The following is a 23,077-nucleotide window of genomic DNA, read 5'->3' on the forward strand; positions in this document are numbered from 1 at the left end:
CTGGTCGCGCAGTTCCCCGCGCCCCTTCGGGCGCGTGGTGGGATGGCCCTATGGCCAGCGCTAGGCGCGTTCTTATCGTCGCGTATGACGACACGCAGATACTCGATGTCGCCTGCCCCAGTGGGGCGTTGGACATCGCGAATCGGTATGGGGCCGAGCCGCCCTACGAGATCGAGCTCGGCACCGTCGGTCGTGCCCCGGCGCGCAGCAGTTCCGGGATCGCCCTCGGGGCCGGGCGGAGCCTGGAGGCCGTGGCCGGGCCGTTGGACACGCTGCTCGTGGCGGGCGGGGCCGGGTACGAGCGGGCGGCGGCCGACGCCCGCCTGGTCGCCCAGGTCCGGCGGCTCGCGCGCACGAGCCGCCGGGTCGCCTCCGTGTGCACGGGCGCCTACGTCCTGGCCGCCGCCGGGCTCCTCGACCACCGCCGCGCCACCACCCACTGGGGCTACGGCGCCGAACTGGCCGCCCGGCACCCGGCGGTGGCCGTCGACACCGCCCCGCTGTACGTGCGCGACGGCAACGTCTACACCTCGGCGGGCGTCACCAGCGCCCTCGACCTCACCCTGTCCCTGATCGAGGACGACCACGGCCCGACCCTGGCCCGCACGGTCGCCCGCGAACTCGTCTCGTATCTGCACCGGCCCGCCGACCAGGCGCAGATCAGCATGTTCCTGGCCGCGCCGCCGCCGGGCGACCGCCTGGTCCGGGACCTGGCGGCGCACATCGCCGCGCACCTCACGGAGGACCTCACGCCCGCCGCGCTCGCCGCCCGCGCGGGCGTGAGCACCCGGCATCTGACGCGCCTGTTCGCCGCGCACCTCGGCACCACCCCGGCCCGCGCGGTGCGCGCCGCCCGCACCGAGGCCGCCGCGCACCTCGTGCGCTCCAGCGAACTGTCGCTGGCCGCCGTCGCCCGCCGCTGCGGCTTCGGCTCCGCGCAGACGCTGCGCCAGGCCTTCCTCGACGCGTACGGCGTCAGCGGGGACACGATGCGCAAGATGCCGGACATGCCCCGCCCCCGACTGCCGCCCGGGCGGCAGACTCCCGGGGCATGACGCACCCCACCACCCGCCGCACCCTGCTGCGTTCCACCGCGGCCACCGCCGCCCTCGCCACCGCGGGCCTGGCCGCCCAGCCCGCCGCCGCCCACGCCGACGCGCCCCGCGAGCCCGGCGCCGAGGGCCCGCGCATCGGCGTCCTCCTCTACGACGGCTACAGCCTCCTCGACCCCACCGGACCCGCCGAGGTGCTCTCCCGCGTGCCGGGCGCGAGCGTCACGATGGTCGCCGAGCGGCGCGGGCCGGTCCGCACCGACACCGGTGACGTGGCCGTCGTCGCCGAGCGCTCCCTCGACGAGGCGGGCCGCCTCGACGTGCTCCTCGTCCCCGGCGCGGGCAACCGCGGCGTCATCGCCGCGATGCGGAACCAGACCCTCCTGAAGTGGATCCGCGCCACGAACCGGCACACCCGCTTCACCACGTCCGTGTGCACCGGCTCCCTCGTGCTCGCCGCGGCCGGGCTCCTCGACGGCCGCCGCGCTACGACGTACTGGGCGTCGGCGGAGTACCTGGAGCAGACCTACGACGTCACGTACGTGCCGGAACGCTTTGTGGAGTCGGGGAAGTTCATCACCTCGGCCGGGGTCTCGGCGGGGATCGACATGGCTCTGCGTCTCGCTGCGCGGCTCACGGACGACGACACTGCGCGCGCGATTCAGTTGGCGGTGGAGTATGACCCCCGCCCGCCCTTCGACTCGGGCGACCCGCGGCGGGCCAGTGCGGAGTTGAAGGCTCGGGCCCTCAAGATCCTGGCGGACTCGCAGGTTTAGGCCGTCTCTTTGTCTGCGGGCTTGTTGTGGCTGGTCGCGCCCGCGCGGCGGAGCCGCAAATCAACAGGGCCCCGCGCCCCTACGGGGCTCAAGCCCTGGGGTAGCGGGCCAGCCAGCCCGGGGACGCTCCCGCTGGGCTGTGGAGGGCTGGGCCCTGGGTCATTTCCATGGCGAAGTCGTCGGCCAGCTCCAGGACGGTGGCGCGGCCCTCCAGTTCGGTGAGCCAGCCGGGGGGCAGCGCGGTCTCGCCGTGCAGCGCGCCGAGGAGGGCCCCGCACAGGGCGCCCGCCGCCGTGGAGGACGCGCCGTGGTTGACGGCGAGCCGCAGGCCGTGGCGGATGTCCTCGCCGACGAGGGCGCAGTACACGGCGGCGGCGAGGACGCCCTCCGCCTCGCCCTCGCCGATCAGCTCCTCGACGCGGGCCGCGTTCGGCATGCCCTGCCGTACGGCCCCGAGCGCGTGCCGAAGGCCGTCGGTGACGGCCTGGTGGCCCGGCCGCGCGGCGAGCAGGGACAGCGCGCGCTGCACGGCCCCGTCGAGGGACTCCCCACGGGCCAGGCCGTGCACGAGCACGGCGTGGGCGCCCGCGGCGAGGTAGGCGTGGGGGTGCCCGTGGGTCTGCACGGCGCACTCCACGGCGAGTTGGAGCACGAGCTGCGGCTCCCACCCCACGAGCAGCCCGAAGGGCGCGGACCTTGCGGCGGCCTCCGGGCCGCGCTCGCCCGGGTTCTTGGGCACGTCGAGGGTGCCCATGCGGTCGTCGGCGAGCCCGGTGAGGCAGGCGCGGGCGGGCCCCCGCCGCGAGTACAGCCACTCCTCGCGGGCCAGCCAGCCGTCCTCCTTGCGCCGCTCGTCGGGCCCCCAGTCGCGCTGGGTCGCGGCCCACCGCAGGTACGCCCGGTGCAGATCGGTCGGCGGGTGCCAGGCGCCCGTGTCGCGCCGCACCTGGGCGCGTATCAGGCCGTCCACGGTGAAGAGGGACAGCTGCGTGGCGGCGGTGACGGCGCCGCGTCTGCCGTGCGCGGGGGCGAGTTCGGTGAGGCCTTCGGCGCCGTGCGCGGCCCGGATCTCCGCCAGGTCCGCGCCGTCCACGGGCGCGCCGAGCGCGTCACCGACGGCGGCCGCGAGCAGCGTGCCGCGGACCCGGCTGCGGAAGTCCTGCTGTTCGGTGCGGCCCCACACCGAGGTGGCTGCTACGGCACTCACCGAACCCCCTTTCCCGTGCCTCGCCGTCCGACTCCGCAGCACTGTAATCGAACGGGAACGGTGGGTTCAGGGGCCAGCGCCCGAAGGGGCGCGGGGAACTGCGCGCCCAGCCACGACGGTCCGCAGACAATCGACGGCCAATCGCGGCAAAGCGCTCAGTTCCCGTCAGGGGTAGGCCGATGCTCGACGTACTCGACAACCGTGCCATCGGGATGCCGCGCAGTGAACCCCGTGCCGGTCGGCACGCGGTGCGGCGGGTCAAGGATCTCCACGCCCTCCTCCGCCGCGAGCCGGGCCAGATAGCTCTCGGCCGAGTCGATGATCAGCGTGCCATCCGTGGCCCGGAACGGCGCGAGCGTCTCCTCGTCGCCCTCGACGAGCAGAAAGCTCCCGACGACGGCCAGCGCGAGCCGCTTCGCCGGATACGTGAACCACATGTCCCGCTCCACGCCGAGCAGCCGCTCGTAGAAGCCGGTGACGGACTCCAGCGTGCCAAGCGGCGTGTACACGCGGATGAGTGTGCGGGGTTCGGTGAACCCGGAGGAGTCGTTGACGCGGCGCCGGACGGTGGGGGTGAGGTCGGTGTCGTTGCTCATGCGCCCACCCTCGCCCCGGGAATGGACGCCAGCCAGGCGGGTGTTCATGGGGTGAGCGGAGGTAACAGGATGACGGACCCGGCCACGGCCCCGGCCGCGCTGCGCCGCGAGCTCGGCGGCTTCCTGCGGGCGCACCGCGAGCGCGTGGCCCCGGCGGACGTCGGGCTCCCCGGCACGCCCCGGCGGCGGACGTCCGGCCTGCGCCGGGAGGAGGTCGCGGCGCTCTCCGGCGTGTCGGTGGCCTGGTACACCTGGCTGGAGCAGGGCCGCGTCGACACCTCGCGGCAGGTCCTGGACGCGGTCGCGCGGACCCTGCGCCTGGACGCCGCGGCCCACCGCCACGCCCTCACCCTGGCGGGGTACGCCCCCTTCGAGTCGGCCCCCGCCCCGCCGCCCGACCACCAGCCCATGCTGGACGCCTTGGCCACGCCCGCGGCGCTCCTCGCCCCGTCCCTCGACCTGCGCGCCTGGAACGCGCCGTACGCCGCGCTCTGGCCCGACCCGGCCCGCGTACCCGCCGACCGGCGCAACCTCCTGCTGCTCCTGGCCACCGACCCCGCCCACCAGCGCGTCCTGCCCGCCTGGGAGCCGCTGGCCATGGACCTCTACCGGCACTTCCGGACCCGCGCCGACCGCGAGCCCCCGGCGTCCCGCAGCCGCGAGGTGACCGCCCTGCTGCGCGCCGAACGCCCCGAACTCGACGCCTGGTGGTCCTGCCGCTCGGTCGCCGACTTCACCCCCCGCACCGTCACCCTCACCACCCCCGACGGCACCCCGCACCCGTACGAACTGACCCTGCTGCTCGCACCGGAGCCCGGGGGCGCCGCGTTCCTGGTCCAGACCCCGCGCTGACGACGCCACGCGGGCGGGCCCCTCACACCGTCTGGCGGGCGTGGTCGTTGAGGAAGGAGTGGTGGAGCGTGTACCGCTTGGCCGTACGGCCGCCGGTGCGGACGGCCGCGCCGAAGGAGGCCGCGTCCGCCCACTCCTCCACGACGAAGGCCTCCTCGCCGTCCTTCGTGAGATGGACGTGCGCGGCGAGCAGGCCCGGTGCCGCCACCACCGTCCCCGCCGTCGTCCTGGTCACCGCGAGGGCGCCGGGCAGGCGGCCGTCGTCGTGCACCACGCTGCGGTGGAGGCGGCCCCGGTGGAGCCCCGGCCGCTCGATGCCCGGCACGAGCCCGTCGACCCGGCTCACCAGCGCGCCGCGCCGGGCGCGGGCCCACGTCAGGTGCGCCTCGTCGCTGGTCCACTGGGCGTAGAAGAGCAGGCCCGTACCGTCCGTCGCCCGGAACACGTGCTGGGACAGCAGTGCGGACGGCCACTCCCCCGCCGCCCACTCCTCGGCCACGGCGTCGGCGGCGGCCCGCGTCCGCTCGGGAGTACCGGTGATCCACTCGCTGATCAGGGCCGTTCCTGCGGCGGGGTGCACGAGGTCGCGAAAGGGTGTCATGCCGCGACCCTCGTACGTCAAGCGCGCTTGAGGTCAAGCGCGGTCCGGTGTGACCTCCGCCCACACCGTCTTGCAGTCGGCCGGAGCCTCCACCACCCCCCAACGGTCCGCGTATACGCCGATGATCAGCAGCCCGCGTCCCGACTCCGCGCAGCCTCCCGGTTCCTGGACGCGCGGGACCCGGTCGCCCCGGGCATCGGTCACCTCGACGCGGAGCGTTCCCGCCGGGTCGAGGCGCAGCGCGAGCCGGAAGTTCCGGCCGGGCACGTGCCCGTGCAGCACCGCGTTCGCGGCGAGTTCGGCGACGACGTGGAGGGCGGCGCACGACGGCGCACCCCAGGCGTCAAGTTGACGCTCAGTGAGCGTACGCGCCTGCCGTGCGCCCTTGCGCGTCGCAGGCAGGAGCTTTGAGAACTGCCGTACAGGGACGGAGGTTTGGGTCACTTCACCATTCACATCACTCAGCGTGGCCACTCGTGTCTAGGCTGCACAGGAGAGAAGCCGGTACGCAGAGCGACTGTCCGGGTACCGCTCGGGGCCGTCCGGCTCGTACGCGGAGAGGTGGCGGCATGGAGGACGAGGAAGCGACGGCGGTGCTCAAGGCGGTGGGCCGCCAGATCAAGGCGTGGCGCGAGGACGCGGGGATGACCCAGGCGGAGCTGGGCGCGGCCATCGGGTACGGCGACGAGATGGTGTCGTCGGTCGAGCGGGGCCGTCGCGTCCCGAAACCGGAGTTCCTGGACGCGGCCGACGAGGCACTCGGGGCGGGCGGGAAGATCTCGGCGATGAAGAAGGACGTGGAGGAGGCGCGGTATCCGAAGAAGGTACGGGACCTGAAGAAGCTGGAGGAGGAGTCGGTCGAGTTGGGGGCCTACGCCAGCCTTCACATCCACGGGCTCCTGCAAACCCCGGAGTACGCACAGGCGCTGTACGCGATGCGGAGGCCCACGTACACGGAGGACGAGATCGAGCGCCATGTCACGGCACGCATGGATCGGAAGTCCATCTTCGAGCGCGTTCCCCGGCCACTTCTCACGTTCGTCCAGGAGGAGGCGACATTGAGGCGACCGATCGGGGGCACACTGGTTCTGCGACAACAGCTCGAACACCTGTTGGACATCGGCAAGTTGAGGCACGTTCAAATCCAGGTGATGCCTACAGACCAGGAGGATCACGCAGGGATGATGGGCCCATTCCGCGTGCTAAAGCTCCGGAACGGTAAGACGTTGGGGCACTCTGCGGGCCAGCTGTACGAGCGGCTGATCAGTGATCCTCGGGAGGTCCAGACCCTGGAAATGCGCTATGGCATGATCCGGGCCCAAGCACTCCCGCCTCAGGAGTCTCTGGCGTTCATCAAGAAAGTGTTGGGAGAAGGCACATGACCTCTGCGCTGGCCTGGTTCAAGAGCAGCTACAGCGGCAACGACGACGCGGACTGCGTCGAGGTCGCTCTGGAGTGGCGCAAGAGCAGCTACAGCAGCAACGAGGGGCCCAACTGCGTCGAGGTTGCCCAGGAGTGGCGTAAGAGCAGCCACAGCGGCAACGACGGGCCCGAGTGCGTCGAGGTGGCGATAGCTCCTGCCACGGTGCACATCCGGGACTCCAAGGACAAGGACGGAGCCCAGGTGGCCGTCACAGGCGCGGCCTGGGCTCCGTTCGTCGGCTTCGCCGTGGGGGCTCAGACGGTGTAGGCGGTCCAGCCCACGGTCTCCGTGACGTGCTTGCCGTCCGCGCTCACGCCGCCGCCGAGGATCTCGTTGAAGCGGATCTTGAAGCCGGTGCGGGTCACGTCGTGGAGGCGGACGCCGGGGGTCTCGGGCCCGTTGAAGGTCTGCACGGTGACCTGGACGACGACGTCCGACCCGGCGGGGAACGGGGTGGGGAAGGTGACCTGGTTGAAGGTGTCGGTCTTCCCGCCCTGGGTCTCGGTGGAGTGGGACGAGTCCATGGTCAGCTTGCCGCTCTGGGTCATGCTCATGGTGGTTGCCCTCTCTCGCTCCCTCGGGAGTGCCGGGCGGCGCTCCCGGTGTGCCCCTGTGCGAGAGGTGATTCAAGCAGCGGGGGAACGGTCCGGAAAGGGCAGTTTCGCGACAGTTGTGCGAGGAGGGCGGCGGGACCCTGAGATCCGTCAGGGTGTTCCCTGATCTTCGCTGGCGGGCGTTGCCGGGGCGTTCGGGCCGCGCGCACACTGGACGCATGGGAGACGAGAGCACCGGGGCGCTGGCACCTGAGCTGCGGGTGTCGCACGAGGACCGGGACCAGGCGGTGGAGATCCTCAGGTTCGCGGCGGGCAGCGGCCGACTGACGGTGGCGGAGTTGGACGAGCGCATAGAGGCGGCGCTCGCGGCGAAGACCGTCGGCGACCTCCGGGCCCTCACGGCGGACCTGCCGCTGGAGGGGCTGCCGCCGCAGCCGCGCGAGGTGCTCCGGATCGACCAGCGCTTCGGGGACGGCAAGCGCGCGGGGCGGTGGCGGGTGCCGCGCCGGATGGAGGTGCGGCTGATGTTCGCGGACCTGAAGCTGGACTTCACCGAGGCGGTGATCACGCACAGCACGCTGGAGATCGAGGTCGACCTGCGCGTCGGCGGCGATCTGACGCTGGTGGTGCCGCCGGGCGTCGTCGTCGACGCGGACGGGATCACCAAGAGCCGTGGGGACATAAAGCTCCCTCCGGTCCCCGGCCCGGAGATACCGATACGTCTGCGCGTCCTGCTCTCCGGCACGTCGACCGGCGGCGACATCGTGGCCCGCCCGCCACGCCGTCTGCCCTGGCAGCGCAAGGCGAGAGCGGGCACGCGCGACGCGGGCTGAGCCGGGGCTTCCGTTTCTCCTCGTTCAGGATCGTGCAACCCTCACGTCACCTCGGCTGTCTCCTGTCTGTCGGCTCTTGATCTAGAAGGGCCACCAGTCACAGGAGGAACAGTGCGTCGCTCCCTCGTCGTCGCCATCGCCGCCGCCGCCATCGCCGCGCCGCTGGCGCTCGGCACCGGCACCGCGTCCGCCGCGCCCCAGGCGAGGGCGGCCACGGCCCCCGTCGTCGACTTCAACAAGGACGGCTACGCCGACCTCGTGCTCGGCGCCGCGCACGCGACGGTCGGCGCCAAGCAGGAAGCCGGGTACGTGGCCGTCGTGTACGGGTCCAAGAACGGGGCGGACCAGGCGCACCGGAAGATCATCGACAGGTCGAGCGCGGGCGTGCCCGGCGAGGTCGCCGAGTACGGGGCCTTCGGCCGGGAGCTGACCACCGCCGACCTCGACGGGGACGGGTACACGGACCTGGTCGTGGGGGCAGGCGCGGGTAACACCGTGGTGCTCTGGGGCTCAGCCGCCGGGCTCGGGGACGCGGCCGCCGAACTCCCGGGCGCGGCCGGGTCGCTGGCCACCGGCGACTTCGACGGCGACGGCCACCGCGACCTGGTGACGCAGGAGTACAAGGCCGCGCCCGAGAGCGACGACACGGGCATGACCGTCTCGTACGGGCCGTTCACGCGCGGCGGCGAGGCGGCCAGGAAGGATTCGATCGGGTTCGGCTCCTTCCGCGAGCTCGGCGACTTCGTCGCGGGCGACCTGGACGGCGACGGCGTGGACGACCTCGTCACCAGCCACGGCTTCGAGGACCGGGCGTACGGCAGCCGGTTCTGGAAGGGCTCCAAGGCCGGTCTCGGCCACACGTACAAGGGGCTCAAGGCCTCCGTGGGCGGCGCCGTCGCGGACGTCGACGGCGACGGTTACGGCGACTTCGTCACCCGCGACAACGGCTCCAGCAACGAGGACAACGACTCCGAGGCGGGCACCGTCCGCGTCGACTACGGCAGCGCCGAGGGGCCCGCCGCGACCCGCACGGCGAAGATCACGCAGGACAGCCCGGGCGTGCCCGGCGTCGGGGAGACCGGCGGGTACGTCGGCGACGAGTACTACAGCGGCGACCAGTTCGGCGCCTCGATCAGCGCGGGCGACGTCAACGGCGACGGCTACGCCGACATCGCCGTCGGCGTCCCCGGCGAGGACGTCACCGCCGCTGGAAAGAACGTTCTAGACAGCGGCAACTTCGTTCTCCTCAAGGGCGCCAAGAGCGGCCTCAGCGGCACGGGCGCGCAGGCCTTCACGCAGACCACGGCGGGCGTGCCCGGCGCGTCCGAGAAGGGCGACAAGTTCGGCGCGGGCGTCCTGCTGTCCGACGTCAACGGCGACAAGAAGGCCGACCTGACGGTCACCGCGCCCTGGGAGGACGGCACGTACCGGGACTCGGGCGCGGCCTGGGTGTTCAAGGGCGCCGCCACCGGCCTGACGACGGCCGGGATCTCCTCCTTCGGCCCGGCCGCGCTCGGCGCCCCGGAGAAGGAAGCCCACCTGGGCGAGCGCCTCGCGCGCTAACGCCCGTACGCACCGCCCCCCCCACTCACGCACCTCACAGGAGAAACAGTGCACCGCTCCCTCATCGCCGCCGTCGCGGCGACCGCGCTCGCCGCGCCGCTCGCGCTCACCGCGACCGGCACCGCGAACGCCGCCCCCAGGCCCCCGAAGACCCCGGTGGCCGACTTCAACGGCGACGGCTACGCCGACCTCGCGTTCAGCGCCTCGTACGGCCCCGCCGGAGGCAAGCAGAACGCCGGATACGTGGCCGTCGTACCCGGGTCCAAGAACGGGCCCGACCGCGCGCACACGCGCCTCATCGACCGGAACACCCCGGGCGTGCCCGGCGAGGCCACCGAGGGCGAGACCTTCGGCCGCGAGCTGGTCGTCGGCGACTTCGACGGGGACCGCTACACCGACCTCGTCGTCGTCGGCGACACCGAGGCCAAGGCCGTCCTGCTGTGGGGCTCCAAGAACGGCCTGACCGGCGCGTCCGCCGAGGTGACCAACAACCGCTACGGATACGTCTCCGCCGGGGACTTCAACGGCGACGGCCACCAGGACCTGGTGACCGAGGCCTACCCGGTGCACGACAACGACCCGGCGGTCATGACCGTCTCCTACGGCCCCTTCACGCGGCAGGGCGACCCGGTGAAGAAGCAGGGCGTGCGCGTCCCCGCCGAGCACGGGCTCCTGAAGCTCGTCGCCGGTGACATGACCGGCGACGGCGTCGACGACCTCGTCGTCAGCGACGGCGACGAGGACGGCCCGCTGCCGAGCCGCTTCTGGAAGGGCACGCGCAGCGGCCTCAGCGCCACGTCGTCGCGGAAGCTCGGCCCCTCCCGGGACGGCGTCGTCGCGGACGTCGACGGCGACGGGTACGGCGACTTCGTGACCCGCGAGGTCCACGGCGACGGCGACACGCAGTACGACGACAAGGGCACCGTCCGCGTCGACTACGGCAGCAAGAACGGGCCCGGCGCCACCCGCAGCGTGAAGCTCACCCAGGACAGCCCGGGCGTGCCCGGCACGGGCGAGTCGGGCGGGCCCATGACCGGCGGGGACGACTACCACCGCGGCGACCACTTCGGCGCCCGGCTCAGCGCGGGCGACGTCAACGGCGACGGCTACGCCGACATCGCCGTCGGCATCCCCGGCAAGGACGTCACCACCGGCGGCAAGAAGGCCTACGACACGGGCCGAGTCGTCCTCCTGAAGGGCGCCAAGAGCGGCCTCAGCGGCAAGGGCGCGCAGGCCTTCACCCAGTCCACCAAGGGCGTGCCCGGCGTCTCCGAGACGGGCGACCGCTTCGGCGCCGGAGGCGTGCTCTCCGACGTCAACGGCGACAAGAAGGCCGACCTGACCGTCACCGCGCCCGAGGAGGACACCACCGCCCAGGACGTGGGCGCCGCCTGGTACCTCAAGGGGTCCGGCACCGGCCTGACGACCTCCGGCAGCACGTCCTTCGGCCCCGCCGCCCTGGGCGCCCCCAACGAGCGCTCCTACTTCGGCGCGTGGGTGGGCCGCTGACCGCGCGGGAGCACCCCGCCGTCACCGGCGTGCAACCGTCCCTTCACCTCGTGGGTCCCCCCCACTGCACCGACGCAACTCCCAACAGCTTCAGGAGAATCCGTGCGACGCTCCCTCACCGCAGCCATCACCGCCGTCGCGGCGACCGCGGCCGCCCTGCCGCTCGCCGTCGGCGGCACGGCCCACGCCGCCACGCCCACCGCGCGGGCGCCCCGCGTCCCCGTCACCGACTTCAACCACGACGGCTACGCCGACCTCGCGATCTCCGCGCCGTACGCCACCGTCGGCGGCAAGACGAACGCCGGGTACGTCGCCGTCGTCTACGGCTCGAAGAACGGGCCCGACCGGGCGCACCCCAAGATCATCGACCGGGGCACGGCCGGAGTGCCGGGCGAGATAGAGAAGGACGGCACCCTCGGCACGCAGGTGACCGTCGGGGACCTGGACGGGGACGGGTTCACCGACCTCGTCGTGGGCAGCCAGTACAGCGACAAGCTGCTCGCCCTGTGGGGCTCGAAGGACGGCCTCACCGGCGCCTCCCAGGAACTGCCCGCCACCTCGGCCGGGTTCGCCGTCGGGGACTTCGACGGCGACGGCCACCGCGACCTCGTCAGCGCCGACTACCCGGACAACGACGAGGACAAGGAAGGGATGACCGTCTCCTACGGCCCCTTCACCCGCGACGGCAAGCCCCAGCGGCAGGAGCCCATCTACACCAGCCAGACCTTCGGGCCCGGCTATCTCGTCCCCGGAGACATGGACGGCGACGGCATCGACGACCTCGTCACCGCCCACGGCTTCGAGGAGAGCGCCTACCCCAGCCGCTTCTGGAAGGGCACCAAGAACGGGCTCACCGGCACCACCCAGAAGCTCAAGTCCTCCCTCGGCGGCACGATCGCGGACGTCGACGGCGACGGCTACGGCGACTTCGTCACCCGCGACAACGGCTCCAGCAACGACGACAACGAAAGCGACAAGGGCACCGTCCGCGTCGACTACGGCAGCAAGAACGGGCCCTCCGCCACCCGCACCAAGAAGATCACCCAGGACTCGGCGGGCGTGCCCGGCGTCGGCGAGGACGGGGACCAGTTCGGCTCCGACATCAGCGCGGGCGACGTCAACGGCGACGGCTACGCCGACATCGCCGTCGGCGTGCCCGGCGAGGACATCGGCAGCGGCTCCGCGAAGGTCTCCGACGCCGGGTCCTTCGTCCTGCTCAAGGGCGCGAAGGCCGGGCTCAGCGGCACCGGGGCCCAGGCCTTCGACCAGTCCAAGCCGGGCGTTCCCGGGGCCTCCGAGAAGCGGGACTACTTCGGGAACCGGGTGCTGCTGTCCGACGTCAACGGCGACGGCAAGGCCGACCTCACCGTCACCGCCCGCGGTGAGGACGGCACGTACAAGGACTCCGGCGCCGCCTGGCACTTCCCCGCCACCCGCACCGGCCTCACCACAACGGGCCTCGTCTCCTTCGCCCCCAAGACCCTCGGCGCCCCTGAGGCCAACGCCACGTTCGGCCAGGACGTAGGCCGCTAGGCCCGTCCCTCGCGGGGCGCCCCAGACCCACCCCTTCCCGATTCCTGGGGGCTCCGCCCCCAGACCCCCGCTCCTCAAACGCCGGAGGGGCTGGATTTCCAGCCCGTCCGGCGTTTGAGGACGAGGCGCGCAGCGCCGAAAAGCTGCGGCGCCCCGCGAGGGCTACGCGTCCAGGACCGGCAGCAGCTCCGGCAGATGGCCGTCCGAGGCGGTGGCCGCCTGGACTCGCTCGGCGGGGACCTCCCCGTACAGGGTGGTGCGCGGCCTCGCTGGCCGACCCGCGGCCTCCGCGATGGCGACGAGGTCCTTCACGGAGCGGTACGAGCCGTAACTGGAGCCCGCCATCCGGGAGATGGTCTCCTCCATGAGCGTGCCGCCCAGATCGTTGGCACCGGAGCGCAGCATCTCCGCGGCCCCCTCCGCGCCGAGCTTCACCCAGCTGGTCTGGATGTTGGGGATGTGGGGGTGGAGCAGGAGCCGCGCCATGGCGGTCACCGCGCGGTTGTCGCGGGTGGTGGGGCCGGGCCGGGCGATGCCCGCGAGGTAGACGGGCGCGTTCGTGTGGATGAAGGGCAGCGTCACGAACTCCGTGAAGCCGCCGGTCTCCTGCTGGATCCCGGCCAGCGTGCGCAGATGCCCGAGCCAGTGCCGCGGCTGGTCGACGTGGCCGTACATCATCGTGGACGAGGAGCGAAGGCCCACCTCGTGGGCGGTCTTGATGACCTCGATCCACGTCGCCGCCGGGAGCTTGCCCTTGGTCAGGATCCAGCGGACCTCGTCGTCGAGGATCTCGGCGGCGGTACCGGGGACGGAGTCGAGGCCGGACTCCTTGGCGCGCTGGAGCCACTCGCGGATCGAAAGGCCCGTGCGGGTCGCGCCGTTGACGACCTCCATCGGTGAGAAGGCGTGCACGTGCAGGCCGGGCACGCGCTCCTTCACGGCCGCGGCGATGTCGAAGTAGGCGCTGCCGGGCAGGTCGGGGTGGATGCCGCCCTGCATGCACACCTCGACCGCGCCGACGTCCCAGGCCTGGGCCGCGCGGTCGGCGACCTGCGCCAGGGACAGGGTGTAGGCGTCGGCGTCGGTGCGGCGCTGCGCGAAGGCGCAGAAGCGGCAGCCCGTGTAGCAGACGTTCGTGAAGTTGATGTTCCGCGTGACGATGTACGTGACGTCGTCGCCGACCACGGACTTGCGGACGTCGTCGGCGACGGAGCAGAGCGCGTCCAGGGCGGGCCCGTCCGCGTGCAGCAGCACGAGGGCCTCGGCGTCGGTGAGGCGCGTCGGGTCGTCGGCGGCCGTGGCGAGGGCGGAGCGGACGTCGCCGTCGAGGCGGGAGGGCACCATGCCGGGCGCGGCCTGCTCGCGCAGCGCCTCCCAGTCGCCGTACACCTCGTCGAAGTCGTCGCGGCGGTCGGCGGTGCGGCCTTCCGTGTCGATGGTGCGGTGCAGGTCGGTGCGGCCGGACGAGGCCACGTACCCCTCGTCGGGCTCCTGCCAGGGCAGGCCGCGGACCGGGGCGTCCGGCAGGGCGAGCCCCGTCTCCGGGTCGGCGAGCGCCCGTACGTGCGGCAGCAGGCGCGGGTCCAGCCACGGCTCGCCGCGCCGCACGAACTCGGGGTAGACGCACAGGCGCTCGCGCAGCGCGAAGCCCTCGGCCGCCGACCGCTCGGCGAGCGCCTCGATCTGCGGCCAGGGCTGCTCGGGGTTGACGTGGTCGATGGTGAGCGGCGAGACGCCGCCCCAGTCGTCGATCCCGGCGCGGATGAGCCGGGCGTACTCGCCGTCGACGAGGTTCGGCGGGGCCTGGATGCAGCCGGAGGGTCCCATGATGTGCCGGGCGACGGCGACCGTGGCGACCAGGTCGTCGATCTCGGCGTCCGGCATGCCGCGCATCGCCGTGTCCGGCTTGGCGCGGAAGTTCTGGATGATCAGCTCCTGCACGCCGTGGTACGACCGGGCCACGCGGCGCAGCGCGAACAGCGAGTCCGCGCGCTCCTCGTACGTCTCGCCGATGCCGATGAGCAGCCCGCTGGTGAAGGGCACGGAGGAGCGGCCCGCGTCCTCCAGGACCCGCAGCCGGACGGCCGGTTCCTTGTCGGGCGAGCCGTGGTGCGGGCCGCCGGGCTCGGACCACAGCCGCTCGGCGGTGGTCTCCAGCATCATGCCCATGGAGGGCGCGACCGGCTTGAGGCGCTGGAAGTCGGTCCACGAGAGCACCCCGGGGTTGAGGTGGGGCAGCAGGCCCGTCTCCTCCAGGATGCGGATCGATATGGCCCGTACGTACGCGATCGTGTCGTCGTAGCCGTGCGCGTCCAGCCACTCGCGGGCCTCGGGCCAGCGGTCCTCGGGCTTGTCGCCGAGGGTGATGAGGGCTTCCTTGCAGCCGAGCGCGGCGCCCTTGCGGGCGATGTCCAGGACCTCGTCCGGGGACATGAACATCCCGTGCCCGGCCCGGCGCAGCTTGCCCGGCACGGTGACGAACGTGCAGTAGTGACACTTGTCCCGGCACAGCCGGGTGAGCGGGATGAACACGCTCTTCGAGTACGTGATGACCCCCGCGCGCCCGGCCGCCTCCAGGCCCGCGTCCCGCACCCGGGCCGCCGAGGCCGCCAGGTCCTCCAGGTCGTCGCCGCGCGCCTGGAGCAGCACGGCGGCCTCCGCCGCGTCCAGCGCGACCCCGTCCCTGGCCCGCCGCAGGGCCCGCCGCATGGCGTTGGCTGTGGGACGTCCGTCCTCGGGGGGCTGTGCGCTGTTGGTCATGTCCTTGAGCATACGAGCGACAACACGGGACACCCACAGACACTTCCGCCAGGCCGGGACGGGCCCGCGCGTGCGGACGGCCCCATTCCGGATCGGCCGCGTCGCCCTCGGCCGGAAACCTGTCGATTCCCTTCCCTTACAGGGGAGTTCACGGCTCAATACCAGAGTCGCAGGCACCACTCATGTGTCGTCGTCACCGTCGTCACCGACTCCGGGGAGCATCCATGTGCCAGGACGAAGGCCACCTGAACAGACGGGCGCTGCTCGTGACGGGCGCCGCCACGGCCCTTACGTTGGGAACCGTGAGCTTCGCAGACGACGCGGGGGCCGCCGAGCGGCGCTCCGGCAAGGAGACGAAGACCGTCAGGGGCACGCTGCCCACCGGCGCACCGGACTTCGTGTACCTCCCGGTGGACGTGCCGCGCGGCGTGCGGGAGATCCACGTCGCCTACACCTACGAGAAGCCGCCCGTCCCCGCGGGCACCGTCGGCAACGCCCTGGACATCGGCGTCTTCGACGAGCGCGGCACGGACCTCGGCGGCAGGGGCTTCCGCGGCTGGTCGGGCGGCGCCCGCACGGAGTTCTTCCTGCGCGCCGACGACGCGACCCCCGGCTACATCCCCGGGCCGTTGCGCGCGGGCCGCTGGCACCTCGCGCTCGGCCCGTACACGGTGGCCCCGCAGGGCCTGCCGTACGAGGTGACCATCACCCTCACCTACGGGGCGCCCGGCGCCACCCCGAAGCCGTCGTACCCGCCGGAGCGCGCCCGGGGCCGGGGCCGCGCCTGGTACCGGGGCGACTGCCACCTGCACACCTGGTACTCCGACGGCCGCCGCACCCCCGCCGAGATCGGGGCGCTCGCCCGCGCGGCGGGCCTGGACTTCATCAACACCTCCGAGCACAACACGCACTCCTCCCACGCCCACTGGTCCGACGTCGCCGGTGACGACCTGCTCGTCCTGCTCGGCGAGGAGATCACCACCCGCAACGGCCACGTCCTCGCGATCGGCACCGAGCCCGGCACCTTCATCGACTGGCGCTACCGGGCCCGCGACAACCGCTTCGGCCACTACGCCCGCGCCGTGCGCCGCTCCGGCGGCCTCGTGGTGCCCGCCCACCCGCACGCCACCTGCGTCGGCTGCAACTGGAAGTTCGGCTTCGGCGAGGCGGACGCGGTCGAGGTGTGGAACGGCGCCTACTCGCCCGAGGACGAGATCGCCCTCTCCGAGTGGGACAACGCCCTGGTGGCGGCCGCGCGCGGCGGGCGCCGCTGGACGCCCGCGATGGGCAACAGCGACGCCCACCGCGACCCGGACCCGGTGGGCCGCCCGCAGACCGTCGTCCTCGCCGAGGACCTGACGCGCGAGGCGATCCAGGAGGGCATCCGCGCGGGCCGCTCCTACATCGCCGAGTCCAAGGAGGTCGAGCTGACCTTCTCCGCGGCCGGCGGCAAGGGCCGCCACGCGGGCATCGGCGAGCGCCTGCGCGTGGCCGCCGACGACCCGGTGACGGTGCGCCTGGACGTCAAGGGCGCCCCCGGCTGCGTCATCCGCTTCGTCACCGACCAGGGCGTCCTGTTCACCGGCCCGCCCCTCGACGACACGGGCACCGGCTCGGCCGAGTGGCGCACCACGGCCTCCTACGCCGCCTACGTACGCGCCGAGGTCCGCAAGCCCCAGCTGACCCCGCCCCTCCCGGGCCCCATGCGCGCCCTCACGAACCCGATCTTCCTGGGCCGCTGATCACCGCCCGGCCGGGGGCACCACTCGTACGTTGAAGGTGTGGGTGCCGAGGGCCCCCGCGAGGGCCACGAAGAGGTGGGCGAAGTGCTCCTGGGCCCGGGCGGTGTCGATGCCGCCCAGGTCCAGGTGGGAGGCGGGGGGCCAGCCGAGGTCGGTGAGCAGGGCGGCGGTGACGGCCTTGGCGGCGGGGTCGTCGCCGGAGAGGAACACCGTGCTCTCCTCGGCCAGGGCGCCCGGCGCGACCATGGCCGTGGAGTCCATCGTGGAGAGGGTCTTGACGACGCGGGCGGCCGGGAAGGCCCGCTGCATCTCCTCGCCGAGGGACAGTTCGGGGTGGGTGAGGACGAAGCCGTGGGCTTCGACGGTGTAGCCCACGGCGATGTCGACGAGCACCTTGCCGTCGAGGACGTCGGCGCCGGACGCGCGCAGCAGGGCCACGGAGTCCGCGCCCGGCGTCGCGTTCACGACGACCTCCGCCCCGGCCGCGGCCGCCCGCACCTCGGCGAGCGGCAGGCCGAGCTCCGCGCCGGTCTCCTTCCTGGCCCCGGGGTCGCGCGAGCCGAGCACCACGTCGTGTCCGGCGGCGGCCCACGCCGTGGCGAGGGCACGGCCGACGTTTCCGGTTCCGATCACTGCGATTCTCATGCCCGGGACGCTAGTTGGGCCGCATGGCGAGCCGTATCCGTCCCGGGGACCGGGCGGGGACCACCGCGGACCTAGTCCTCCGGTCCCGTACGGGCACTCACCCCGACCAGAGCACGGACTGCGTCTCGCTGTACGCGGCCAGCGCGTACGAGCCGCAGTCGCGGCCCACCCCGCTGGCCTTGAAGCCGCCGAAGGGGGCCTCCATGTTGCGGGCGACGGTGTTCACACCCACGCCGCCCGCGCGCAGGCGCCGCGCGACGCGGAAGGCGCGGGCCACGTCCGCCGACCAGACGTAGGAGAGCAGGCCGTAGTCGCTGTCGTCGGCCAGCGCCACCGCCGTGTCCTCGTCGCCGTCGAAGGGGACGACCACGACGACGGGCCCGAAGATCTCCTCCCGGACCACGCGCATGTCGGGGGTGCAGTCGGCCAGGAGGGCGGGCGCGACGTAGAAGCCGGGGCCCGGGGGCCGGGTGCCGCCCGTGAGCAGCCGCGCGCCCTCCTTGCGGCCGAGCTCCACATACGCCTCGACGCGGTCCCGGTGCGCCGCCGAGATGACCGGGCCCACCACCGTGCCCCTCGCCCGCGGGTCGCCGACCTTCAGGTGCGAGGCGTACGCGGTCAGCTTCTCCAGGAGGGGCCGGTAGACCTCGCGCTGGACGATCACCCGGGTCGGCGCCGTGCAGATCTGGCCGCTGTAGAAGGAGAACGTGGTGCCGATCCCGGCGACCGCCGCGTCCAGGTCCGCGTCCGCGAAGACGACCGCGGCGCCCTTGCCGCCCAGCTCCATGAGCTGCCGCTTCATGCCCCGGCCGCACACCTCGCCGATGCGCCGCCCGACGGCCGTGGAGCCGGTGAAGCTCACCATGTCGACCTCGGGGGCCGCCACGGCCGCCTCGCCGACCGCCGTGGAGGTGCCGCCGACGACGTTCACCACGCCGGGCGGCGCCCCGGCCTCGGCCAGGGCCGCGGCCATGCGGTGGACGGACAGCGGGTCCTGGGGGGCCGGTTTCACGACGACGGTGTTGCCCATCGCCAGGGCCGGGGCGACCTTGCCCGCCGCGTTGGCCCACGGGTTGTTGTACGAGGTGACGCAGGTGACGACGCCGACGGGCGCGCGGATCGCCACGGCACCGACGGCGGCTGCCCGGCCCAGCGGCCCCGCCTCGTTGACCTGCGGCACCAGGGCCGACTCGACGGGCTCAAGGGCGCCCTTCGCGTAGCGCCGGAAGCGCGCCGCGGCCACCGCGACCTGCATGCCCCGCGCGGTCGCCGTCGTCGCGCCGGTCTCGGCCTGGGCGAGCGCGGCGAGCGCGTCGACGTCCCGCTCGATGATCCCCGCGGCCCGGTCGAGGACGGCCGCGCGCTCCTCGGGCGCCGTGCGCGACCACGGCCCGAAGGCCTCCCGCGCGGCCGCCGCGGCCTGTCGCGCCTGCGCGGGACTCGCCTCGGGCGCGCGACCCACGACCTCCTCGCTGGCCGGGTCGATCACGTCGTAGTGGCCGCCGTCGGGGTCGACCGGCTCGCCGCCGATGAACAGGCTCTCCGTGAACGTCACTTGGTGGCCACCGTCCGCGTGTCCCGGCCCGACCTCAGGACCCGGCCCGGCACCGCGCCCGTCACCGCGTCGTCCCGGATCGCCTCGACGCCGTTGACCCACACGGCCCGCACCCCGAGCGCCTCGGAGTCCAGGCGCGGGCTGTTCCCCGGCAGGTCGTGCACGAGCGTCGCGGGGCCCGCGGCGATGGTCTCCGGGTCGAAGAGGACGAGGTCCGCGTGGTAGCCCTCGGCGATGCGGCCCCGCTCGCGCAGGCCGAACAGGCGCGCCGGGTCGTCCGTGAGCATCCGCACCGCCCGCTCCAGACCGACCAGCTTGCGGCCGCGCAGACAGTCGCCGAGGAACCGCGTCGTGTACGGCGCCCCGCACATGCGGTCCAGGTGCGCCCCCGCGTCGGAGCCGCCGAGCAGCACGTCCTCGTGCTCCCAGGTCTCGGCGCGCAGCGCCCACGACGCCGGGTCGTTGTCGGTCGGCATGGGCCACAGGACGGTCCGCAGCTGGTCGTTGGCGCAGATGTCGACCAGGCAGGCGAAGGGCTCCTGGCCGCGCTCGGCCGCGATGTCGCCCACGACCCGGCCCGCGAGCCCGGCGTTGGCCTCGGAGTACGTGTCGCCGATGACGTACCGGTCGAAGTGCGCGAGCCGCCGGAAGACGCCCGCCTCCTCGCTGGTGGCGCGGCGCAGCAGCTCCGCGCGCACCTCCGGGTCCCGCAGCCGCGCGATGCGCTCGGGGACCGGCAGGCCGAGCACGTCCCCCCACCCGGGGATGAGGTTCAGCGCGCAGAACGTACCGAGGGACATGTTCATCGGCGTGAGGATCGGCATGGTCAGGGCGACGATCCGGCCGCCCTCCTTCCGGGCCCGCTCGCTGGGCACGAGCTGGCGCGGCACCCGCTCGGGCACGGCCGCGTCGATGGTGAGCACGTTCCAGTTCAGGGGGCGCCCCGCGGCCGCGCTCAGCTCCACGAGCAGGTCGACCTCCGCGTCGCTGAACCGGTCCAGGCACCCGGCGACGATCGCCTCCAGCTGGGTGCCCTCGTGCTCGCCAACCGCCCGCGCGAGCGCGAGCAGCTCCCCCGGCCGCGCGTGCCGGGACGCCACCGGCGCCCCGTCGCCGTCCGAGTGCGTGGACGACTGCGTCGTGGACAGGCCCCAGGCGCCCGCCGCCATCGCCTCGTGCAGCAGCGCGACCATCCGCTCCAGCTGCCCGGCGGTCGGCTGCCCCCCGACGGCGTCGGCCCCCATCACGAACCGCCGCAGCGCGCAGTGCCCCACCATGAACCCGGCGTTGACGGCGATCCGCCCCTCAAGCGCGTCCAGATACTCCCCGAAGGACCGCCACGACCAGGGCGCCCCCTCTTCGAGCGCCACCAGCGACATGCCCTCGACCTTGGACATCATCCGCCGCGTGTAGTCGGCGTCCTCGGGCCGCTCCGGGTGCAGCGGCGCCAGCGTGAACCCGCAGTTCCCGCCCACCACGGTCGTCACCCCGTGGTTCAACGACGGCGTGGCGTACGGATCCCAGAACAGCTGCGCGTCGTAGTGCGTATGCGGATCCACAAACCCGGGCGCGACCACGAGCCCACGGCCGTCCTCGACGGTACGGCTCTCCGTGGTGACGCCCGGGGCGACGACGGCGATCCGCCCGTCCCGGATCCCCACGTCGGCGACGCGGGCCGACGCACCCGTACCGTCCACGACAGTGGCACCTTTGATGAGATGGTCCAACATCACGAGAGGCCTTTCCCCATCCAGCCCGTCCGGCGTTTGAGGACGAGCCGCGAAGCGGCGAAAAAAAGGGGGCACGGGGGCGAAGCCCCCGTTTCGGGAAGGGGCGGGCCTGGGGCGCACCCGCGAGGCCTAGGCCCCCGCACGGAACCGGCTGGTCCGATGCACAGGATCCGTATCGATCTTGGGAATCACATGCTCCCCGATCAGCCGGATCGTCCGCAGCGTGTCCTCCGCCGAGATCCCCACGGGCAGCCCGAAGGACAGCTGGTCGGCCCCGGCCCGCTCCCACCGCTGGCACTGGCGAAGGACCTCGTCCGGATCCCCGCAGATCATCAGCTCCTCGGCGATGAGCAGCTCGACGATCTCCTCGGTGTAGGGGGGAAGCACCTCGGGCCACCGGGGAATGCCGTCGGGCCGGGGGAAGGTGTCGTGGTAGCGGAAGACCAGGGACTGGAGGTAGTTGAGCTCGCTGTGCACGGCCGTGCGCACGGCCTCCTCGTGCGTGGGCGCGCAGATCGCCGTGGACGTCACCATCACGTTGTCGTTGACGAAGCCGCCGACGGGGTCGGCGTCCCGGATCGCGGTCTTGTACTGCTCCAGGACCCACTCCATGTCGGAGACCTTCTGCACGCTGAAGCCGAGCACGCCGAGCCCCTTCTTCGCCGCCATGGCGTACGAGGGCGGGGACCCGGCGGCGTACCACATGGCGGGGTGGGAGGACCCGTACGGCTTGGGGAAGACCTTGCGGGGCGGCAGCGACCAGTGCTTGCCGTGGAAGCCCTCGTACTCCTCCTGGAGCCACATCTTGGGGAACTCGGCGATGGTCTCTTCCCAGATCTCCTTGGTGTGGTTCATGTCGGTGATGCCCGGCAGGAAGCCGAGGATCTCGTGCGACCCGGCGCCGCGCCCGCTGCCGAACTCGAAGCGGCCCTCGCTGAGGTGGTCGAGCATGGCCACCTTCTCGGCGACCTTCACCGGGTGGTTGACCTGGGCGAGGGGGTTGAAGATGCCGGAGCCGAGGTGGATGCGTTCGGTGGCGTGCGCCAGATAGCCGAGGAAGACGTCGTTGGCCGAGAGGTGCGAGTACTCCTCCAGGAAGTGGTGCTCGGAGGCCCACGCGTACTTGAAACCCGCCTTGTCCGCCGCGATGACGTACTCGGTCTCCTCCATCAGCGCCTTGTGCTCGGCCAGCGGGTCGGTCTGCGCCCGCTTGCCGACGTATCCCTGTACAAAGAGCCCGAATTCCAAGGCGGTCACCGTCCTCAAGCATTTCTGACGCATCGTCAGATCGAGTGCCTCGACTGTTCCACCGGGCACCGGGAGCGTCAAGAGAGGTGCCCGGCCGAACTGACGAACCGTCAGAAGACGTTGACCCCGGCCAGCCAGCCCCCGTCGATCACGAACGGCTGCCCGGTGATGTACGCCGAGTCCTCCTCGGCGGTCAGGAACAGCGCGAGCCGCGCCACCTCGTGCGCCTTGCCGACCCGGCCGAGCGGCACGAGCCTCTTGTACAGCGCGTCGAGCCCCCGGGCCGCCTTCTCCGCGTCCGCCCCCGGATCCAGCTGGGCGGGGTTGCTCATGGGGGTGTCGATGGCGCCGGGGCAGATGGCGTTCACACGGATGCCCCGGGCCGCGAGCTCGATCGCGGCGACCCGGGTCAGGCCGACGATGGCGTGCTTGGTCGCGCTGTACGCCCCGATGTAGGCCATGCCCGTGAGCCCCGCGTACGAGGCGGTGTTCACGATCGTGCCGCCGCCCGCGTCGCCGATGCGCGGGGCCACGGACCTGATGCCGAGGAACACGCCGGTCTGGTTGACCTGGACGACGCGCTGGTACTCCTCCAGGGGCGTGTTGACCAGCTCGTTGAAGCGCAGGATGCCCGCGTTGTTCACGAGCCCGTCGACCTTGCCGAAGGCGGCCTCGGTCGCCTCGACGGCGGCCCGCCAGTCGTCCTCGCTCCCCACGTCCAGGCGGACGTAGCGGGCCGCGTCCCCCAGCTCCTTGGCAAGCGCCTCCCCCTGCTCGTCCAGGACGTCCCCGATGACGACCCGCGCCCCCTCGGCGACGAAGAGCCGCGCCTCCTGCTCCCCCTGGCCGCGCGCCCCGCCGGTGACGATGACCACGCGCCCGTCGAGCTTGCCCATGC

Annotated in this window: 20 protein-coding genes and 1 pseudogene; 10 read left to right on the forward strand and 11 right to left on the reverse strand. The window is 73.0% G+C overall.

The genetic code is table 11. The features are described from left to right. Positions 1-50 precede the first annotated feature (50 nt). Both ACIG3E_RS13890 and ACIG3E_RS13895 read left to right on the forward strand, forming a co-directional pair. Positions 51-1,055 carry a GlxA family transcriptional regulator gene (locus tag ACIG3E_RS13890; RefSeq protein WP_399615281.1) on the forward strand — a complete coding sequence of 335 codons (1,005 nt, stop codon included), beginning with the start codon at positions 51-53 and terminating at the stop codon, positions 1,053-1,055. Continuing rightward, positions 1,052-1,828, forward strand: a complete 777-nt coding sequence (locus ACIG3E_RS13895) for a DJ-1/PfpI family protein (RefSeq protein WP_399615283.1) — start codon at positions 1,052-1,054, stop codon at positions 1,826-1,828. The genes ACIG3E_RS13890 and ACIG3E_RS13895 overlap by 4 nt, the downstream gene beginning before the upstream one ends. Before the next feature lie 88 nt (positions 1,829-1,916). Here the strand turns inward: ACIG3E_RS13895 and ACIG3E_RS13900 are convergent, their stop codons facing one another. Together ACIG3E_RS13900 and ACIG3E_RS13905 are read right to left on the reverse strand one after the other, a co-directional pair. Continuing rightward, the gene (locus ACIG3E_RS13900; protein WP_399615285.1) at positions 1,917-3,035 is read right to left on the reverse strand and encodes an ADP-ribosylglycohydrolase family protein; all 1,119 of its coding nucleotides are present in this window, start codon (positions 3,033-3,035) and stop codon (positions 1,917-1,919) included. A 155-nt stretch (positions 3,036-3,190) separates the two neighbouring features. After that, positions 3,191-3,631 (reverse strand): VOC family protein, encoded by a 441-nt coding sequence (locus tag ACIG3E_RS13905; RefSeq protein ID WP_399615287.1) that lies wholly within the window; start codon positions 3,629-3,631, stop codon positions 3,191-3,193. 69 nt (positions 3,632-3,700) lie between these two features. Between ACIG3E_RS13905 and ACIG3E_RS13910 the strand changes: the two genes are divergently transcribed. Next, positions 3,701-4,483, forward strand: a complete 783-nt coding sequence (locus ACIG3E_RS13910) for a helix-turn-helix domain-containing protein (RefSeq protein ID WP_399615289.1) — start codon at positions 3,701-3,703, stop codon at positions 4,481-4,483. Positions 4,484-4,505: 22 nt separating this feature from the next. On the opposite strand, the gene ACIG3E_RS13915 is transcribed toward ACIG3E_RS13910, so the two are convergent. Continuing rightward, a complete protein-coding gene (locus tag ACIG3E_RS13915; RefSeq protein ID WP_399615291.1) occupies positions 4,506-5,084 on the reverse strand; it encodes an antibiotic biosynthesis monooxygenase in 579 nt (192 codons plus the stop codon). Between the two features lie 33 nt (positions 5,085-5,117). Continuing rightward, on the reverse strand, positions 5,118-5,540 hold the full coding sequence (locus tag ACIG3E_RS13920) for an ATP-binding protein (protein ID WP_399615293.1): 423 nt from the start codon (positions 5,538-5,540) through the stop codon (positions 5,118-5,120). Between the two features lie 113 nt (positions 5,541-5,653). Here ACIG3E_RS13920 and ACIG3E_RS13925 point away from each other — a divergent pair, with 113 nt between their 5' ends. Beyond that, entirely contained in the window at positions 5,654-6,466 is an 813-nt protein-coding gene (locus ACIG3E_RS13925; RefSeq protein ID WP_399615294.1) for a helix-turn-helix domain-containing protein, read from the forward strand. Then, positions 6,463-6,774 carry a DUF397 domain-containing protein gene (locus ACIG3E_RS13930; protein WP_399615296.1) on the forward strand — a complete coding sequence of 104 codons (312 nt, stop codon included), beginning with the start codon at positions 6,463-6,465 and terminating at the stop codon, positions 6,772-6,774. The genes ACIG3E_RS13925 and ACIG3E_RS13930 overlap by 4 nt, the downstream gene beginning before the upstream one ends. Here the strand turns inward: ACIG3E_RS13930 and ACIG3E_RS13935 are convergent. Beyond that, on the reverse strand, positions 6,762-7,061 hold the full coding sequence (locus ACIG3E_RS13935; RefSeq protein ID WP_399615298.1) for a hypothetical protein: 300 nt from the start codon (positions 7,059-7,061) through the stop codon (positions 6,762-6,764). The genes ACIG3E_RS13930 and ACIG3E_RS13935 overlap by 13 nt on opposite strands. A gap of 218 nt (positions 7,062-7,279) precedes the next feature. Here ACIG3E_RS13935 and ACIG3E_RS13940 point away from each other — a divergent pair, with 218 nt between their 5' ends. The 4 genes from ACIG3E_RS13940 to ACIG3E_RS13955 all read left to right on the forward strand — a co-directional run bounded on the left by ACIG3E_RS13940 (position 7,280) and on the right by ACIG3E_RS13955 (position 12,499). Beyond that, positions 7,280-7,894: a DUF1707 domain-containing protein gene (locus ACIG3E_RS13940; protein ID WP_399615300.1), complete on the forward strand. Its 615-nt coding sequence runs from the start codon at positions 7,280-7,282 to the stop codon at positions 7,892-7,894. 111 nt (positions 7,895-8,005) lie between these two features. Then, on the forward strand, positions 8,006-9,457 hold the full coding sequence (locus tag ACIG3E_RS13945) for an FG-GAP and VCBS repeat-containing protein (RefSeq protein WP_399615302.1): 1,452 nt from the start codon (positions 8,006-8,008) through the stop codon (positions 9,455-9,457). 48 nt (positions 9,458-9,505) lie between these two features. Then, positions 9,506-10,966 carry an FG-GAP-like repeat-containing protein gene (locus ACIG3E_RS13950; protein ID WP_399615304.1) on the forward strand — a complete coding sequence of 487 codons (1,461 nt, stop codon included), beginning with the start codon at positions 9,506-9,508 and terminating at the stop codon, positions 10,964-10,966. A 102-nt stretch (positions 10,967-11,068) separates the two neighbouring features. Next, on the forward strand, positions 11,069-12,499 hold the full coding sequence (locus tag ACIG3E_RS13955) for an FG-GAP-like repeat-containing protein (protein WP_399615306.1): 1,431 nt from the start codon (positions 11,069-11,071) through the stop codon (positions 12,497-12,499). Between the two features lie 162 nt (positions 12,500-12,661). On the opposite strand, the gene ACIG3E_RS13960 is transcribed toward ACIG3E_RS13955, so the two are convergent. Beyond that, positions 12,662-15,259: a bifunctional FO biosynthesis protein CofGH gene (locus ACIG3E_RS13960; protein WP_399615308.1), complete on the reverse strand. Its 2,598-nt coding sequence runs from the start codon at positions 15,257-15,259 to the stop codon at positions 12,662-12,664. Between the two features lie 224 nt (positions 15,260-15,483). Here ACIG3E_RS13960 and ACIG3E_RS13965 point away from each other — a divergent pair, with 224 nt between their 5' ends. After that, positions 15,484-17,001, forward strand: a complete 1,518-nt coding sequence (locus ACIG3E_RS13965; RefSeq protein WP_399615310.1) for a CehA/McbA family metallohydrolase — start codon at positions 15,484-15,486, stop codon at positions 16,999-17,001. On the opposite strand, the pseudogene ACIG3E_RS13970 reads toward ACIG3E_RS13965, so the two are convergent. From ACIG3E_RS13970 to ACIG3E_RS13990, 5 genes and pseudogenes are all read right to left on the reverse strand, one after another. Continuing rightward, positions 17,002-17,649: pseudogene (locus ACIG3E_RS13970) on the reverse strand (NADPH-dependent F420 reductase); the annotation flags it as partial. It abuts the gene before it with no gap. Between the two features lie 94 nt (positions 17,650-17,743). Next, complete coding sequence (locus ACIG3E_RS13975; RefSeq protein WP_399615312.1) at positions 17,744-19,201, reverse strand: aldehyde dehydrogenase family protein; 1,458 nt, start codon at positions 19,199-19,201, stop codon at positions 17,744-17,746. Then, positions 19,198-20,931, reverse strand: coding sequence for an amidohydrolase family protein (locus ACIG3E_RS13980; protein WP_399615313.1), 1,734 nt, complete (start codon positions 20,929-20,931; stop codon positions 19,198-19,200). Before ACIG3E_RS13980 ends, ACIG3E_RS13975 begins: the two co-directional genes overlap by 4 nt. Before the next feature lie 129 nt (positions 20,932-21,060). Continuing rightward, complete coding sequence (locus ACIG3E_RS13985) at positions 21,061-22,179, reverse strand: LLM class flavin-dependent oxidoreductase (RefSeq protein WP_399615802.1); 1,119 nt, start codon at positions 22,177-22,179, stop codon at positions 21,061-21,063. 110 nt (positions 22,180-22,289) lie between these two features. After that, positions 22,290-23,075 carry an SDR family NAD(P)-dependent oxidoreductase gene (locus ACIG3E_RS13990; protein WP_399615315.1) on the reverse strand — a complete coding sequence of 262 codons (786 nt, stop codon included), beginning with the start codon at positions 23,073-23,075 and terminating at the stop codon, positions 22,290-22,292. Positions 23,076-23,077: the final 2 nt, after the last annotated feature.

This window comes from Streptomyces sp. NPDC053474, assembly GCF_044544845.1.
Lineage (GTDB): Bacteria > Actinomycetota > Actinomycetes > Streptomycetales > Streptomycetaceae > Streptomyces.

Bases quoted from the DNA above. Each gene is read 5' to 3' on its own strand.
- ACIG3E_RS13940 (WP_399615300.1), top strand. From the start codon at position 7,280: ATGGGAGACGAGAGCACCGGGGCGCTGGCACCTGAGCTGCGGGTGTCG.
- ACIG3E_RS13980 (WP_399615313.1), bottom strand. From the start codon at position 20,931: ATGTTGGACCATCTCATCAAAGGTGCCACTGTCGTGGACGGTACGGGT.
- ACIG3E_RS13925 (WP_399615294.1), top strand. From the start codon at position 5,654: ATGGAGGACGAGGAAGCGACGGCGGTGCTCAAGGCGGTGGGCCGCCAG.
- ACIG3E_RS13935 (WP_399615298.1), bottom strand. From the start codon at position 7,061: ATGAGCATGACCCAGAGCGGCAAGCTGACCATGGACTCGTCCCACTCC.
- ACIG3E_RS13960 (WP_399615308.1), bottom strand. From the start codon at position 15,259: ATGACCAACAGCGCACAGCCCCCCGAGGACGGACGTCCCACAGCCAAC.
- ACIG3E_RS13965 (WP_399615310.1), top strand. From the start codon at position 15,484: ATGTGCCAGGACGAAGGCCACCTGAACAGACGGGCGCTGCTCGTGACG.
- ACIG3E_RS13895 (WP_399615283.1), top strand. From the start codon at position 1,052: ATGACGCACCCCACCACCCGCCGCACCCTGCTGCGTTCCACCGCGGCC.
- ACIG3E_RS13890 (WP_399615281.1), top strand. From the start codon at position 51: ATGGCCAGCGCTAGGCGCGTTCTTATCGTCGCGTATGACGACACGCAG.
- ACIG3E_RS13990 (WP_399615315.1), bottom strand. From the start codon at position 23,075: ATGGGCAAGCTCGACGGGCGCGTGGTCATCGTCACCGGCGGGGCGCGC.
- ACIG3E_RS13910 (WP_399615289.1), top strand. From the start codon at position 3,701: ATGACGGACCCGGCCACGGCCCCGGCCGCGCTGCGCCGCGAGCTCGGC.
- ACIG3E_RS13905 (WP_399615287.1), bottom strand. From the start codon at position 3,631: ATGAGCAACGACACCGACCTCACCCCCACCGTCCGGCGCCGCGTCAAC.
- ACIG3E_RS13930 (WP_399615296.1), top strand. From the start codon at position 6,463: ATGACCTCTGCGCTGGCCTGGTTCAAGAGCAGCTACAGCGGCAACGAC.
- ACIG3E_RS13915 (WP_399615291.1), bottom strand. From the start codon at position 5,084: ATGACACCCTTTCGCGACCTCGTGCACCCCGCCGCAGGAACGGCCCTG.